This window comes from Thalassospira alkalitolerans (genome assembly GCF_002115745.1).
Lineage (GTDB): Bacteria > Pseudomonadota > Alphaproteobacteria > Rhodospirillales > Thalassospiraceae > Thalassospira > Thalassospira alkalitolerans.
Genome location: NZ_JFKB01000012.1, coordinates 129,072 through 143,536, shown reverse-complemented (window position 1 = coordinate 143,536; position 14,465 = coordinate 129,072). Strand labels below are relative to the sequence as shown.

Below are 14,465 nucleotides of genomic sequence, written 5' to 3'. Positions count from 1 at the left end.
TTGTCAATGAATGTAAACAACACCTAGGGTCCTGACCCTAGGCTTTCTTTCGCAGTCACACCTAATTTCCAACCATAAAAAAAGCGGCATCCGAAGATGCCGCTTATATCGCTAAGCCATGAATATATCAGGCATTGTTCCAGACGTTGGCGCGTTGCATCAGGCCGGTGGCCTCAAACTCTTTGCCATACGGCGCTGCCTTTTTCACAAAATCGATGAAAGAGGCATAGATCCGGCCATTCAATTCGTTCTTATCAGCGATTTCCTTGACCGCGGCCTTGGCTTCAACCGCAAGGGCCGCAATTACATCGTCGCTGAAATGACGGATTTCAGCACCCTTGGCCAGAACCGCCTGATAGGACTGAATATTGTGGAAGGTGAAATCAGCCAAGGTCTGTTCGGCATTGGCCTGTGCGGCAACCGCAACAATTTCCTGCAGATCTTCGGGCAGTTCGGCGAATTTGTCTTTATTGATAAAGACTTCAATGCCCGAACCCGGTTCGGCAAAGGCCGGGGTATAGTAATATTTGGCAACCTGGGTCAGACCGAACGCATAATCGTTCCATGGGCCAACCCATTCAGCGGCGTCAATCGCACCTGACTGCATTGCGGGCAGAATTTCGGCCGCAGGCAACATGCTAACATTCGCACCAAGGCGACGCATCGCTTCGCCGCCAATCCCGGCATAGCGCATTTTGATGCCCTTGATGTCCTCAACCGTGTTGATTTCCTTGTTAAACCAACCACCGGCCTGAAGCCCGGTATTCCCGGCATAAAACGGTTTTACGTTAAACTGGGAATACAATTCGTCCCAAAGTTCCTGTCCGCCACCAAAGCGCAGCCAGCCGGAAAGTTCCCACCCCATCAGACCAAACGGAATGGTGGTAAAGAAGTTTACCCCGGCATCTTTGCCCGACCAGTAATACGGGGTGCCATGCGCCAATTCCGCAACACCCTGTTCGACCGCATCCATGCATTCAAATGCCGGAACCAATTCACCGGGACCATAAACAGTGATTTTCAATCGACCACCGGACATTTTGGTCACACGTTCGGCAAATTTTTCACCATTCGCACCCAGTCCCGGCGAGCCTTTGGGCCATGGCATAACCATGCGCCAGTGGATGCTTTCATCAGCTTTGGCAATCGCGGGCGCGGCACTTGCCGCAGCAAATGCACCAGCAGCCATGCCAGCACCCGTCAAAAATTGACGACGTTTCATTATAGGACCTCCCAAAGTTTATATTGGCAAATATTTGCGTAAACAGGCTTTGAACATTACTTTCATAACCTTGCATACCCCCGAAGTTACCGGTTTTAGCGCCTCCAACAATTTATGATTGCGGGATACTGCATCGCGCACAGCGCATAGCATTTATATTAGACAATTAAATTTTCACCCATGAGTAGCCCCACAGACAAAAGGACTGCCCGTTTGAGCAGCCCCCTTTTGATGTTCTGATATGCACCAGATTTGGCGACAGGGCGAATTAGTAGCCCCAAACCTTTGCACGCTGCAAAAGGCCCGTTGCCTCAAATTCTTTACCGTAACGCGCGGCTTTCTTGACCAGTTCAAGATAGCTTTTTGCGGTTCTGCCGCTCAGATCGTTTTGCTCGGCAATTTCGTTAACCGCATCCTTGGAATGTTCGGCCAAAGCCATGATCACTTCATCAGGGAACTGACGCAGTTCAACACCCTTATCTATCAACGGCTGGTAGGACTGAATGTTATTATAGGTAAAGTCAGCCAAGGTGTTTTCGGCAATCGCCTGGGCGGCAAAGCGAATAATCGCCTGCAAGTCCGGGGTCAGTGCATCGAATTTGTCTTTGCCGACAAAAATCTCAAGCCCCGGTCCAGGTTCGTGGAAGGCCGGAGTGTAATAGAATTTGGCAACCTTATACAAACCGAACGCCAGATCGTTCCACGGGCCAACCCATTCGGCAGCATCAATCGCACCAGATTGCATCGCAGGCAAAATTTCACCGGGCGGCAACATGGTAATGTTTGCCCCAAGGCGACGCATTGCTTCGCCACCAAGGCCCGCATAACGCATTTTCACGCCCTTGATGTCGTCAACCGTGTTGATTTCCCTGTTAAACCAACCACCGGCCTGCATGCCGGAATTGCCGGCATAGAACGGTACGACATTGAATTCGGCATAGGTTTCTTCCCAAAGCTCCTGCCCGCCGCCAAAACGCATCCAGCTTGAAAGCTCCCACGCGGTCAGACCGAACGGAATGGTCGAAAAGAAGTTAAGCGCCGGGTTCTTGCCCTGCCAGTAATACGGGGTGCCATGGGCCATTTCGACAACGCCCTGCTCGACCGCATCCATGCATTCGAACGGCGGCACGATTTCACCAGCACCGTATACCGAAATATTCAAACGACCATTGGACATTTCCTTGACCATAGCGGCGAATTTTTCAGCATTGGTGCCAAGGCCCGGCGTGCCTTTTGGCCAAGGCATGACCATACGCCAATTCAAACTTTCCTGAGCGGAAACAATGGCGGGTGCAACAACACTTGCCGCAACGGCACCGGCACCGATGCTGGCCCCCTTAAGGAACTGACGACGTTTCATGGGATCCCCCTCCCTAAATTATTGTACTTTGGTGGTTTTTTGCGCAACCACCGGCATGCGTTGGGGGATTTTGGCGAAAAGATCGCGCATTTGCCACTATTTTTGCGCATAGGGATGCGGATTTTTTCGCCGACGCTACGTCAACCTAGTTCCCGCCAAGATATCGATTGTAATTGGCAACAAATTCTTCAACAGTTCCGGCTCCGCCCGGCGTGTTGTAATTCTGCTTCCAATATGCGGCAAGGCCGTTGATATCATTGGCATCCGGCAAGGGATCGCTGACACGCATATAACGCACACGGCACATCGCAGCCGCATAGGCATTATTGGTTGCCAGTTGATCGGCTTTTTCTGGCTGGGCTGCCAGATAGGCATCGATCTTGGCCTTCAACGGTGCGCGGTAATCCAGAAAATTAACATAGCAGTCATTTAACGTCGCCGGTTCCATCTGAAAAATCCCCCGCGCCGGGCCGCCGCCAACCTGTTCGACATAGGTTCCCAAACCGCTTTCCTGTGCGGCAGTTCCCATGATCAGGTTTTCTGCAGCCTGCGACCACAGATCAAGATTTTTCAAGACCGGGCGAACGATAGCTTGGCGCAACTGGCTGGCATTGATCGACATGATGGTTTCCTTCGTCTTTGACAGAAACAAAATTGTTCTGCCTGACGACGAAACCAGCCGGAAATCGTGATCAAAATTTTCCGTCATGTTGTTCGCCCATTGATGCACAGCCCAATCATAGCGGCCTCAAACTCTTGGCTCTGCACCCTTTAATTTACCCCCTAAACAGATGTCCCCCACCCCAAAGAGCAATTAACATTTAAGCACGCCAATCCAACCTAAAACAAACCACATGACGGATTTGTACATCTTGTATTGTGACTGAAGGATATTATGCATCACGCATTAAAACATCGGCTGGAATTCATTGATTTTAATGATCGCAAGGCAGCCGATCTAAAAAAAGCATGGCCGATTATCGAGACGTGAACAACTTTGTTATCCGGCTTAACCAGCGCGCCTGATCCGAAACATCAAAAGACAGCGTCGGGTTAACGATCCCGGGCATCAGACGGCGAAATACCAAAGACCCGCTTGAATGCTGTCGCAAAATTTGCCGGGCTTGAATACCCGGCAAGCCAGGCGGCCTGACCGATTGTCAGGCCGTCTTTTTCCATCGCATCGCGCGCCGCAATCAAACGGCTTTCACGCATGAAATCCTTAATCGTTGTGCCATAGGCATTTTTGAAAACCCGTTGCAGGTTGGCGATGCTCATTCCCAATGACAATGACAGATCGGTCAGGGTCAGATCATCAAGGATATGACATGTCACATAGTCGCGAATTTCCTGTGCCTTGCAATGTTGATCAAGCGGATCAGGTTCATGACCGGCCTCGCCGTCTGCGCGTTCACCATGTAATGAGCCAAGCGCCTCGGCAAAAATTTCAAGCCCGCGGCTTTCGGCATAAAGATCGCGGAAAAGCGGGTCTTCTGTATGCGGATAAAGCAATTGATCGGCCAGTGCGATGGCCCGGCGTGACGGTTGCCATTGATGAATGGCGATACCGGCATGAATGAAATCGGAAATGGCCCGATACTGTTCGCCACCGGTTTCGACGCGATGACGCACCCAGTCAAATTTGACCGAGACCATGACCTTGCTGACATCCTCGCCACGGTTGATCTGACGGCTCAGCAAAACCGGCTGCGACAATGCCCAAACGAAACCGACCGGTTGTTCCCGCGCGTCAAAATCAAACGGCACATCCTTAAACGTGCCACATACCCGCCCCTTTAACACAATTGCCACTGTCACCGACGCCCCAACCGCATTGGAAACCGCCGCATCACGCATCGCCACCGTATTCGTGGTGTGGATGTTCATGAAAGATTGATAGTTGTCGTTCGAAAGACGGCCGCACATCAAGGGGCGATGTCGGACTAGGTCCTCGTGCGCCGGTGTCAATTCACTGCCCAATTGCTCGATCTGGCAGGCCGAGATTGTTTCCTTGCGCGTGATATGACGACGCGGTGCTGTCTCCCCGCGATTTTCCAACCCCATTCCGAATTCCTTTCTGCCCCGGCCCCCTGTTCAAGGGGGCCTTTGCGTTTTCGCAAACATCAATGGCGATTGCACAAACGGCATTCTGATTGCTCCCGACCACAAGATAATAATATTCAAAATCATTCGCAATTAGCAAATTTTTTTGATAAGGAAATCAGCATGATGCAGTTATCCAAAGCAGCGCCACCAACAAACCGACGCCCGGTTCGGGGCCTGTGTCGCACAACGCTGCTTGCCGGTGTCGCCCTTGCAACACTGCCGGTCGCGGCCATCGCGCAGGAACAGAACACAAAAGACGAAACCGTTCTGGCCCCGATTGAAGTCACGGCAAGCCAGGATACCGGACAAACCGCAGCCGGGGGTGTCACCATTTCGCAAGAATCACTGGATCGTGCCAACCCGCAGACCATCAAGGATGTATTTGCCGGTGAAGCTTCGGTTCAGGTCGGGGGACCAACGGCAATCGCGCAAAAGGTCTATGTGCAGGGTATCGAGAATACCAAGCTCAATGTTCAGGTTGACGGCACCCGTCAGGTTGATTCAACCTACCATCATATCGGCACAGCAATCATTGATCCCGGTATGCTAAAGGCGGTCCGCATTGAATCCGGTGTTACCCCGGCCGATGCTGGCCCGAATGCGCTTGGCGGATCGATAGCCTATGAAACCAAGGATGCACGCGACATCCTTGACCCGAATGATCCGTTCGGCGGCTGGGCCAAAATTCAATACAACAGCAACACAAAGGGTTTCACCGAATGGCTGACCATGGCCGGACAGCAAGACGGTTTTGAGGCACTCGCCTATATCCAGAACAGCAATCAAAGTAATTACAAGGATGGCGATGGCGACGAAGTCATCGGCACCGCCGATGGTGGTGAAAACGGAATGGGCAAGGTCGCCTTTACCGGCAATGAAGGATCACGCATAGAAGCCTTTGCCAGCCATCTTGAAAACGAAGGCGTCCGCCCGGCCCGCCCCAATTTCGGGTCGCTTGCCGGGGGGCAGTTGCCACAATGGATTTCGTATAAGGATACTTCAATCGGTGTAAGTTACGTCGATGAAATGCCGACCGATCTTTTGGCACCGGAACTCAGCCTAAATTACAGCAAAACAGAACTTCATGTACCCAGCCTTCAGGGTGGTCCGAATTTTTATGATCTTCGGTCCGAAATCGAAACGATCAATGGCAAGGCTGCCAATACATTTGATATCGGCATGGGTGATGTGACCGCTGGCCTTGATTTCTATCATGACGAAGCAACCGGGTCACAAAACCGCAGCCCACGCGCCGGAACATATAGCGAAACCACGACCAATATCGGTGCCTTTTCACAGGCGCGCCTGTCCTTGGCCGATGACTGGCGTGTTTCGTTCGGGGGGCGTGCTGATCGTCAGTGGTTCGAAGGACTTGATGGCACAGAATTTGAAGAATTCGGCCTGAGCGGCAATGTGAACACCGAATATGACGTGATTGAAACCGTAACCGTTTATGGCGGTGCTGGAACACAGTTTGGCGGCCTGCCACTTGGTGAATCGGCAATTTATAATTTCAGCGGCATCTGGAATTACGACGGGTTTTCCCCATCGCGATCAAAAAACATCAAGGCAGGCGCACGTTACACCGAGGGTGACTGGGCGTTTGATGGCAACCTGTTCTACAACAAAATCGATGATTCCCACGATCTGACCGGTACGGTTGTCGGCAGCACAGTCATTCGTAACTCGACCATCGATCTGGTGACCAAGGGTTATAACCTGTCGAGCACCTATAACTATGGTCCGGGTTTTGCCCGACTGACTTATTCACATACCGATGTTGAAACTAACGGCGGCGCGCCGCTTAGCACCAATGCATCCTATCAGGGCGTCTTGCAGGGTGACATGTTCAGCCTTGAAATCGGCCATAGCTGGGATGATCTGGGGCTTCGGGTTGGTTCGACATCGGAACTGGCATTGTCCAATGACGATCCTGAAAAGAACGGTTTCCCGAAACTTGATACCTATTTCGTGACCAACCTTTACGGCGAATGGACACCGGCCTCGCTTTCAGCAGTCACGCTGCGTGTTGATGCCCTGAACATTTTGGATCGCGACTACATTGACCGTACCACACCGGGTTACGACAGCTCGCAAGTCGGTGAACCCTATCACGAGCCGGGCCGGACCTTCCTTGTTTCAGCAAAGGTGGCATTCTGATCAGGCAAGTTTTCAACACTTTTCCAATCCGCAATGGGTGGCATTTCGTGCCGCCCATTTCGGCGTTTTTCGCCCAACTGCTTTCCATGTAAATTTCAGCAGGACCATCAAGATGAAATTTAACCGCGTTCTGGTACTCGCATCCGCCCTTACGATGATGACCGGCCTTGCCCATGCTGGCGAAACCATCACCCTGACCGACATCACCGGCCACGAGGTCACGGTTGAGGTGCCGGTCAAACACATGATCCTTGGCGAAGGTCGTTTTCTGCCAAGCCTTGGCATTCTTGATCCGGAAAATCCGGTCCGCTGGGTGGCCGGCATGATGGGCGAATTCAAGAGCCTGGATCCGTCGACATTTGCGCAATATCAGGCAAAGTTTCCTGAAATCGACGATATCCCCCTGATCGGCCGCAGCGGCGAAGCATCATTTAGTGTGGAAAAAGCGATCACCGTTGAACCCGATGTTGCGATTTTCGGGATCAATAGCGGACATGGTCCGGGGTCACAAAGCCATGAAATCCTGTCGCAACTTGGTGCAGCCGACATTCCGGTCGTGATGATCGATTTTCGCAGCAAACCATTTGAGAACACCCCAAAAAGCATTCGCATTCTTGGCAAGCTGATGGGCAAGGAAGATCAGGCCGAGGCATTCGTCAAATTTTACGAAGACAATCTGGCCAAGGTCGCAAACGGGTTGGTCGGCGTCACCGACAAACCAAAGGTCTTTCTGGAAAGCCGGGTTGGCCTGCAGGACCATTGTTGCGAGGCAATGGGCGACGCCATGATCGGCAAATTCGTCAACCTTGCCGGGGGAGCCAATGTCTTTAGCGACATCATTCCCGGTGTGATCAGCCAGATTTCAATCGAACAATTGTTGGTCAATCAGCCCGAAATCTACATCGCAACCGCCATTGGCGGCGCCAAAATGAACGAAGATCAAAATTCCGGCCGCATCATTCTGGGCACTTACGCCGATGCCGATATGTCACGTGCGTCACTCGCTAAAAGCATGGAACGCACCGGGCTTGATGAACTTGACGCTGTCAAAGCGGGCAAGGTCTATTCCGTCTGGCATCATTTCTATAACACGCCGATGAATGTCACCGCCGTGCAGGCAATGGCGAAATGGTTCCATCCTGATCAGTTCACCGATCTTGATCCAACCGCGACCCTTGCTGAATTCTTTGACCGGTTCCAGCCAGTACCCCTTGATGGCGTTTACTGGATCGGCCTTGATCCGTCGTCTTCCCAGTAACGTAACAAAACAAGCTGGACCCCATCATGAGAGATCCCAACACCGGCGCAGCCCAAGCTGCGCCGTCCCTTTCCCGCCAGTATCGCCGCTTTATCTTCAAACGCATTTTCTGGCTTTGTGCATTGCTGATCGCATTGCTGGCTTCACTGGTAATCAATGTCCTTACCGGCCCGGCGATGCTGTCTTTTGGTCAGGTTTTAAATGGTATTTTGCATCCCGACGACCTTTCGGGGGCTTTGCGGGTGATCATTTTTGAAGTTCGCCTGCCATTTGCCATTCTGGCGGTTGTGATCGGGGCAACACTTGGTCTTGCCGGGGCAGAAATGCAAACCGTGCTCAATAACCCGCTTGCCAGCCCATCCACCCTTGGCATCATGCATGCGGCCACCCTTGGCGCATCCCTTGCCATCGTGTTTCGGATATCGGCATTGGGACTGCCGGAAAACTATGCCGTGCCGATCTGTGCCTTTATCGGCGCACTGGCGGCAATTGCCGTGATCCAGTTACTGGCAAAGGTTTATGGAGCCACGGTCGATACAGTCGTTCTGTTTGGCATCGCATTGGTCTTTGCCCTGAATGCCTTGGTATCGCTGATCCAGTTTGTCGCTGATAGCGATAGCCTGCAACAGATCGTCTTTTGGACCATGGGTAGTCTGGCGCGCGCCACATGGGAAAAAATCGCAATTGTCGCCACCGTCTTTTTGGCCTGCGTGCCATTTTCAATCCGCCATGTCTGGAAAATGACGGCCTTGCGAGGGGGCGAAGACTACGCAAAAAGCTTTGGCGTATCAGTCGAACGGTTGCGGTTGCTTGTATTGCTGCGTGTCAGCGTTTTAACCGCCGTTGCCGTTGCCTTTACCGGCGTGATCGGGTTTGTCGGGCTGGTCGGACCGCATATTGCGCGTTTGGCCTTTGGCGAAGATCATCGTTTCTATATTCCGGGCAGCATCCTTTCGGGGGCCTTTATCCTGTCGGCGGCCTCGATCACCAGCAAATCGATTGTGCCGGGCATCATGATCCCCGATGGCATCGTCACCGCCCTGATTGGCATTCCATTGTTCTTGGGATTGCTATTGTCGCAGAAACGGCGGGGTTAGGATCGGATCATGACGTATCTTCAAATCGAAGACCTTGAAATCGCCTATGGCAAGAACACCATCCTGCGCGATGTGACACTTTCCTGTTTCAAGCCCGGCACCATCACCGGCATTTTGGGCCCGAACGGTGTTGGCAAATCCAGTTTCCTGCGCACATTAGCTGGTCTGGCGCCCTATCGCGGGTCGATCCAGTATGATGAGACCGAAAACCGCACATTGGGTCACGGGGAACGTGCGCGCAAAGTATCCTATTTGCCGCAAACCTTGCCACAGGGCACCAATCTTGTGGCTTATGAATCGGTCATTTCCGCCTGCCGGGCGGTGCGACCGGACTTGCCGCGCCATATTGTCGAAACCATGACCGAGGCCGTGTTTGACCGCCTTAATATCCGCCACCTTGCCTTTCAGCCGATGAACAGCATGTCTGGCGGACAGCGCCAGATGATCGGACTGGCACAGATCATCGTGCGCAAGCCTGATGTGATGCTGCTTGATGAACCGACCAGTGCGCTTGATCTGCGCTGGCAACTCGGCGTGCTTGATGTTGTTCGCAATCTTGTTGACGAACAAAACGGCATTGCCCTGATTGCCTTGCACGACATCAATCTGGCCATGCGCCATTGCGACCAGATCGTCCTGTTTGGCGAAAACAGCGTTCTTTCACATGGCGTGCCCGAACACGCCATGTCACCCGACATGTTGTCGCGCGCCTATCACGTTAAAGGCCGCATCGAAACATGTTCACAAGGAACACATTTCGTCATCGTCGACGGGTTGACCAACAAAGCCACACCAGAACCCATCACAAACCGGTAACGCCATGTACAAAACCAAAGGGTCGGTGCAGACCGAAAACGCCCGCAAATATCTGCAACAACTGTGCAAACACTTTGCTCATAAGGTAGACGTCGATTTCACGCCCGATAAGGGACATGTCAGCTTTCCCATGGGGCAATGCACCATTCTGGCGCAAAGCACGCTGTTAAGCTTTGAGGGGCAGTCTGAGCAGGAAGAAGGCATCGCGCGCATGAAGGGCGTGATCATATCGCATCTCGACAAATTCGCATGGCGCGAACAGATCGAATATATCTGGGACGACAGCTGCGAATAGTCCGCCCCAGCCAAACAAAGAAACAAAAAACGCCAGTCCGGCAAGACTGGCGTTTTTCATTTAGCGCAGATCGTAGATCACGGGGATCGTCAATGTCATGCGCTCGCGTTTTAAATCTTCGGGGAACGGCGGGAACCGCTTGACCCGTTCAATCATATCCTCTGTCGCGCGATCCAGAATGGGTGATTTACTGGCACTGATCATTTCAAACAGCGACACGGTGCCATCACGTTCGATCACCAGGCGGACCATATTCTGACCTTCGATGCCGCGTCGCTTCGCCCGGTCGGGATATTCACGGTACCGCATCAATGTTTGCACAACAGCGGTCTGATAATCGACAAAAGTCGCACTGCTTAGCGCGGCACCGCCGCCACTACCCGATGCGGAACTTGCCGCCTGACTTTGCCGGGCTTCGCCAACCGTGCCACGGGATTTTGTCGAATCAATTGGGCCGCTTACCGGTTGTTCAATCGGTTTGATTTCGACTTTCTCAACCGGCTTTGGTGCCTTGGCTGGCTCGGGTGTTGGTTTTGGCGGTTTTGGCTTCATGCGAACCGGACGAACATCAGCCAAAAGCGGGCTGACCTCTGGTTCGGGTTCCGGTTCGGGCTCAATAACTTCTTCGATCACCGGTTCCGGAATTGGTTCGGGTTCCACAATCGGTTCCGGTTCGGGTTCTGGAACAACCTCGACCACGGGTTCCGGTTCGGGCTTCGGCTCTGGTTCAGGCTCAACCTCAACCACGGGCTCTGGCTCTGGCACCGGTTCGGGCAAGACATCCTCGACCGGCTTTTCGGCCTGTTTGCTGTCTTCGGAATCGGCACTTTCTTCGGGCGTTTCCGCTTCGCCTTCGGTCGCCTGGCCACTGCCCAGCGAAATGCTTATACTTTGCACCGCACCAGCACCACCCCAACCAGCCGGTTGCGGTTCAGGCATCGCAAGAACGATCCCGCCGGTAAGAACAATACCGGTCAGGCCGGTCGCAATCAGGAAATCAACACGTTTCGACATATCTATCCGTCTTGGCCCTGATCTGCTTCCATTGCTGTCATCAGCTGGACCTTTTCAACACCAAGTTCCTGAAGTCGTTTGAGAAGGGCAACCACACTTGCGCCATCTGTCGTGCGATCCGCGCGAATTTCAACGGGACGCCCGACATAATCGGCTGGCAACAACGTTGCCAATTCGGCAATGGTGCCCTGATGATCATCAACGCCAACTTCGGCATTTTTGCCAAACCACAATACGATTGTGTTTTCCGGCTGGCCTTCGGCAGTCGTGCTTGCCGGGGGATTAACATCAAACGGCCCCAGCTTTTGCAGGCTTCCGGCAATCATGAAAAAAATCAGCAACAAAAACACAATGTTGATAAGCGGCAACATCGGTTCCTGTACCGGGCCGTCTTCGGCTATTTCGATGCGACGCTTCATTCGATCAGATCCACATCTGTAACCCCGCCACGCCCCAGCGCATCCATCACAACAATCAAATGTTGCAGGTCAGCATCATTGACCGGGCGCAAATGAACCGCGGCACCGGCATGTTTGCGCAAGATAGTCGTCGCCAGATTGGAAATCGGCACAGCTTCACCATTTAGCGACAAGCCGCCATTGGCATCGACATTGACCGTAACCGGTCGGATATCGCTGCTGGCGCGCGCCTGACCGTCACTGACGGTCACCGACATCTCAAACCCTTTCCAATCAAGGAAACTGGATGCCAGCATGAAGAAAATCAGCAGGATGAAGACAACATCAATCAGCGGTGTCAGACCGATCATCGGCGATGCACCGCGATTTCGTTCGCGCAATTGCATTGGGCTATCCGGTCTTTATTGTTCCAGTAAAGCGGTTTATTCCGCCGCCTGACGCAGCTCGGCGATGGTCGCACCATGCAATGCGGTCTTGCGCGCCAATTCGCCGCGATTAACCACCATGGTACAGACATCTTCCATCACGGCTGCCGCCCGTCCGATCACGCCCTGCATCCACATATGGAACGCGGTCGCCGGGATCGCGACGACAAGGCCAATTGCCGTGGTCAAAAGCGCAAGCCAGATCCCCCCAGACAGCACAGACGGATCAATACGGCTGCCCGCACCTTCCATCTTTTGGAAGGCCTCGATCATGCCCATCACCGTACCAAGCAACCCCAAAAGCGGGCTTAGCACCGCGATGGCCGACATGATACGCAGGCCACCATTCAGACCGTCGATTTCCTTACGTGCCCGTGCAGCGATGATATCGGACGCAGATTCACGGGTCTCAGCATCGCCAACCGACAGGCTCATACCAAACAGGCCAATCCGTGCCGCCGGATGACGGCGGCGCACAAGAACCTGAACAGCCTGTTGTTCGTTGCCATCGCCAAGATGACGTTCAACATCCTTTACAAACCCATCGGTGAAAATGCCACACCGGATAAAGCCAACCAGTTTGTAGAAGAAAATCAAAAGCCCGATCAAGGCCAATGCCGCCAAAACCCAGCCAACCACCCCGGCCCGATCCACAAGATCGAAAACCGGCAGGTTGCTGATGACATCGGGGACAAGACTGCCATCACCTGTGATCGCACCATCAACCGGCAAGCCGGTCTCGGGATCTAGGGCCACCGTTCCATCGGAAATCACGGTACCATCCGATGCCACCATGCCATCGACAGTTTGCATCAATGCACCTGCTGGCACATCACTCGTCGGCAAACCGTTCGTTGCGACATTTGCTGTGACACCATCCGTGCCAAGTGGAGCCTGCGCATCAGACGATGCGGACAACTGATTTACGGGTTCAGGCATGTAACTCTTCCGATCCAAAATACGATCAACGCCAGACGTCCTGCTCTGGCGATATTGAAACTGATTTGCATTCTTTACCGGAAATCACATTGCGATGCAATCGCAACAGCATGATACCACGCATTTTTCGTGCATGGCCGCCCTGCACGGCATGTAAGGCAGTGCACAATCGCACCGTTGAAATCATAGGGAATCGGATTTGGAAAATGGGCCAACAGCCCGGAAAAGCCAAACCCCCGGAACATCTGGGTTCCAGGGGTTTTAAAATGGTGAGCCCGACTGGATTCGAACCAGTGGCCAACTGATTAAAAGTCAGTTGCTCTACCAACTGAGCTACGGGCCCTCAACGTTGGTGAGCGGCCTTTTAAAGGGCGGATCGCAAAGGGTCAACCCCCCTTTTTCGATCATTGTGTATGACAGCGATCCAAAAGGGCAGAAATGCCCAAAACCGGCTTGATTTCGACCCGTCAAAAAAATGCCATCTCGCGCCGGAAAAACACATTTACATAAGGATTGAAACAAGACCGGGGGAAAAATAAAAAGCCCCCGAAACCGGTTAGGTCTCAGGGGCTTATTGGTGAGCCCGACAGGATTCGAACCTGTGGCCAACTGATTAAAAGTCAGTTGCTCTACCAACTGAGCTACGGGCCCTCAAGGTTGGTGAAGCGCGTTTTAATGGGACTAGCCGCGATGGTCAACACCTGTTTTCCATATTTTTCCGGTTTTTGTACTTTCGCGCCCCAAAACGCGAAAGCCGCCCTGATCAAGGACGGCTTTCGGTTGCATTTCAACAAACAAGACGCTTATTTGGCGTCAGCAGCGACCTGCATTTTCACAATATGGTCCGGATCGGCGACGCGGCCATTGGCCCAGGGTGCGCCACGTTTCAGGCCATCCACCAATTCCATGCCCGATACGACCTGACCCCAGATGGTGTATTGCCCATCAAGATGCGGTGCGTCGGCAAAGACGATGAAGAACTGCGAATCAGCACTGTTGGGATTGGCCGAACGGGCCATCGACACCGTGCCTCGCTTATGATGTTCGTTCGAAAATTCCGCCGGAAGTTTTTGACCGGAACCACCGGTGCCGTCCCCTTTGGGGTCGCCACCCTGTGCCATGAAACCTTCGATCACGCGATGGAAGGTCAGGCCATCATAAAAGCCTTGGCGTGTCAGTTCCTTGATACGCTCAACATGCTTGGGCGCCAAATCCGGGCGCAGCTGGATCACAACGCGACCAGATTCAAGATCCAGATACAGCGTGTTTTCCAGATCCTGCGATGCATCAGCCGACTGGGCCTGAGCACCGCCGCCGATTCCACCGTTCGACATGGTCACTATTCCTAATACGA

General features: G+C 53.1%; 14 protein-coding genes and 2 tRNA genes. 5 read left to right on the top strand and 11 right to left on the bottom strand.

Annotated features, from left to right (window positions below):
- Positions 1 to 127 precede the first annotated feature (127 nt).
- The 4 genes from TALK_RS16815 to TALK_RS16800 form a co-directional block, all read right to left on the bottom strand.
- Positions 128 to 1,222: a TRAP transporter substrate-binding protein gene (locus TALK_RS16815; protein WP_085620297.1), complete on the bottom strand. Its 1,095-nt coding sequence runs from the start codon at positions 1,220 to 1,222 to the stop codon at positions 128 to 130.
- 268 nt (positions 1,223 to 1,490) lie between these two features.
- Positions 1,491 to 2,582, bottom strand: coding sequence for a TRAP transporter substrate-binding protein (locus tag TALK_RS16810; RefSeq protein ID WP_085620296.1), 1,092 nt, complete (start codon positions 2,580 to 2,582; stop codon positions 1,491 to 1,493).
- Positions 2,583 to 2,727: 145 nt separating this feature from the next.
- Positions 2,728 to 3,204 carry a hypothetical protein gene (locus TALK_RS16805; RefSeq protein WP_139833866.1) on the bottom strand — a complete coding sequence of 159 codons (477 nt, stop codon included), beginning with the start codon at positions 3,202 to 3,204 and terminating at the stop codon, positions 2,728 to 2,730.
- Positions 3,205 to 3,635: 431 nt separating this feature from the next.
- Positions 3,636 to 4,646, bottom strand: coding sequence for an AraC family transcriptional regulator (locus TALK_RS16800; RefSeq protein WP_245829987.1), 1,011 nt, complete (start codon positions 4,644 to 4,646; stop codon positions 3,636 to 3,638).
- Between the two features lie 162 nt (positions 4,647 to 4,808).
- Here TALK_RS16800 and TALK_RS16795 point away from each other — a divergent pair, with 162 nt between their 5' ends.
- From TALK_RS16795 to TALK_RS16775, 5 genes are all read left to right on the top strand, one after another.
- Complete coding sequence (locus TALK_RS16795; RefSeq protein ID WP_085620295.1) at positions 4,809 to 6,848, top strand: TonB-dependent receptor domain-containing protein; 2,040 nt, start codon at positions 4,809 to 4,811, stop codon at positions 6,846 to 6,848.
- A gap of 112 nt (positions 6,849 to 6,960) precedes the next feature.
- Positions 6,961 to 8,106, top strand: a complete 1,146-nt coding sequence (locus TALK_RS16790) for an ABC transporter substrate-binding protein (protein WP_085620294.1) — start codon at positions 6,961 to 6,963, stop codon at positions 8,104 to 8,106.
- A gap of 26 nt (positions 8,107 to 8,132) precedes the next feature.
- Positions 8,133 to 9,203 (top strand): FecCD family ABC transporter permease, encoded by a 1,071-nt coding sequence (locus TALK_RS16785; protein ID WP_085620293.1) that lies wholly within the window; start codon positions 8,133 to 8,135, stop codon positions 9,201 to 9,203.
- Positions 9,204 to 9,212: 9 nt separating this feature from the next.
- Positions 9,213 to 10,019 (top strand): ABC transporter ATP-binding protein, encoded by an 807-nt coding sequence (locus TALK_RS16780; RefSeq protein WP_085620292.1) that lies wholly within the window; start codon positions 9,213 to 9,215, stop codon positions 10,017 to 10,019.
- Between the two features lie 4 nt (positions 10,020 to 10,023).
- Positions 10,024 to 10,314 (top strand): DUF2218 domain-containing protein, encoded by a 291-nt coding sequence (locus TALK_RS16775; RefSeq protein ID WP_085620291.1) that lies wholly within the window; start codon positions 10,024 to 10,026, stop codon positions 10,312 to 10,314.
- Between the two features lie 60 nt (positions 10,315 to 10,374).
- On the opposite strand, the gene TALK_RS16770 is transcribed toward TALK_RS16775, so the two are convergent.
- The 7 genes from TALK_RS16770 to TALK_RS16740 all read right to left on the bottom strand — a co-directional run bounded on the left by TALK_RS16770 (position 10,375) and on the right by TALK_RS16740 (position 14,445).
- Positions 10,375 to 11,328 (bottom strand): energy transducer TonB, encoded by a 954-nt coding sequence (locus tag TALK_RS16770; protein WP_085620290.1) that lies wholly within the window; start codon positions 11,326 to 11,328, stop codon positions 10,375 to 10,377.
- Positions 11,329 to 11,330: 2 nt separating this feature from the next.
- The gene (locus TALK_RS16765) at positions 11,331 to 11,747 is read right to left on the bottom strand and encodes an ExbD/TolR family protein (RefSeq protein WP_085620289.1); all 417 of its coding nucleotides are present in this window, start codon (positions 11,745 to 11,747) and stop codon (positions 11,331 to 11,333) included.
- On the bottom strand, positions 11,744 to 12,133 hold the full coding sequence (locus TALK_RS16760; RefSeq protein ID WP_085620288.1) for an ExbD/TolR family protein: 390 nt from the start codon (positions 12,131 to 12,133) through the stop codon (positions 11,744 to 11,746). Before TALK_RS16760 ends, TALK_RS16765 begins: the two co-directional genes overlap by 4 nt.
- A 36-nt stretch (positions 12,134 to 12,169) precedes the next feature.
- Complete coding sequence (locus TALK_RS16755) at positions 12,170 to 13,111, bottom strand: MotA/TolQ/ExbB proton channel family protein (protein WP_085620287.1); 942 nt, start codon at positions 13,109 to 13,111, stop codon at positions 12,170 to 12,172.
- Between the two features lie 267 nt (positions 13,112 to 13,378).
- A tRNA-Lys gene (locus TALK_RS16750) sits at positions 13,379 to 13,454 on the bottom strand.
- Between the two features lie 232 nt (positions 13,455 to 13,686).
- Positions 13,687 to 13,762, bottom strand: a tRNA-Lys gene (locus TALK_RS16745).
- A gap of 152 nt (positions 13,763 to 13,914) precedes the next feature.
- On the bottom strand, positions 13,915 to 14,445 hold the full coding sequence (locus TALK_RS16740) for a peptidylprolyl isomerase (RefSeq protein WP_085620286.1): 531 nt from the start codon (positions 14,443 to 14,445) through the stop codon (positions 13,915 to 13,917).
- Positions 14,446 to 14,465: the final 20 nt, after the last annotated feature.

Bases quoted from the DNA above. Each gene is read 5' to 3' on its own strand.
- TALK_RS16815 (WP_085620297.1), bottom strand. From the start codon at position 1,222: ATGAAACGTCGTCAATTTTTGACGGGTGCTGGCATGGCTGCTGGTGCA.
- TALK_RS16810 (WP_085620296.1), bottom strand. From the start codon at position 2,582: ATGAAACGTCGTCAGTTCCTTAAGGGGGCCAGCATCGGTGCCGGTGCC.
- TALK_RS16805 (WP_139833866.1), bottom strand. From the start codon at position 3,204: ATGTCGATCAATGCCAGCCAGTTGCGCCAAGCTATCGTTCGCCCGGTC.
- TALK_RS16800 (WP_245829987.1), bottom strand. From the start codon at position 4,646: ATGGGGTTGGAAAATCGCGGGGAGACAGCACCGCGTCGTCATATCACG.
- TALK_RS16795 (WP_085620295.1), top strand. From the start codon at position 4,809: ATGATGCAGTTATCCAAAGCAGCGCCACCAACAAACCGACGCCCGGTT.
- TALK_RS16790 (WP_085620294.1), top strand. From the start codon at position 6,961: ATGAAATTTAACCGCGTTCTGGTACTCGCATCCGCCCTTACGATGATG.
- TALK_RS16785 (WP_085620293.1), top strand. From the start codon at position 8,133: ATGAGAGATCCCAACACCGGCGCAGCCCAAGCTGCGCCGTCCCTTTCC.
- TALK_RS16780 (WP_085620292.1), top strand. From the start codon at position 9,213: ATGACGTATCTTCAAATCGAAGACCTTGAAATCGCCTATGGCAAGAAC.
- TALK_RS16775 (WP_085620291.1), top strand. From the start codon at position 10,024: ATGTACAAAACCAAAGGGTCGGTGCAGACCGAAAACGCCCGCAAATAT.
- TALK_RS16770 (WP_085620290.1), bottom strand. From the start codon at position 11,328: ATGTCGAAACGTGTTGATTTCCTGATTGCGACCGGCCTGACCGGTATT.
- TALK_RS16765 (WP_085620289.1), bottom strand. From the start codon at position 11,747: ATGAAGCGTCGCATCGAAATAGCCGAAGACGGCCCGGTACAGGAACCG.
- TALK_RS16760 (WP_085620288.1), bottom strand. From the start codon at position 12,133: ATGCAATTGCGCGAACGAAATCGCGGTGCATCGCCGATGATCGGTCTG.
- TALK_RS16755 (WP_085620287.1), bottom strand. From the start codon at position 13,111: ATGCCTGAACCCGTAAATCAGTTGTCCGCATCGTCTGATGCGCAGGCT.
- TALK_RS16740 (WP_085620286.1), bottom strand. From the start codon at position 14,445: ATGTCGAACGGTGGAATCGGCGGCGGTGCTCAGGCCCAGTCGGCTGAT.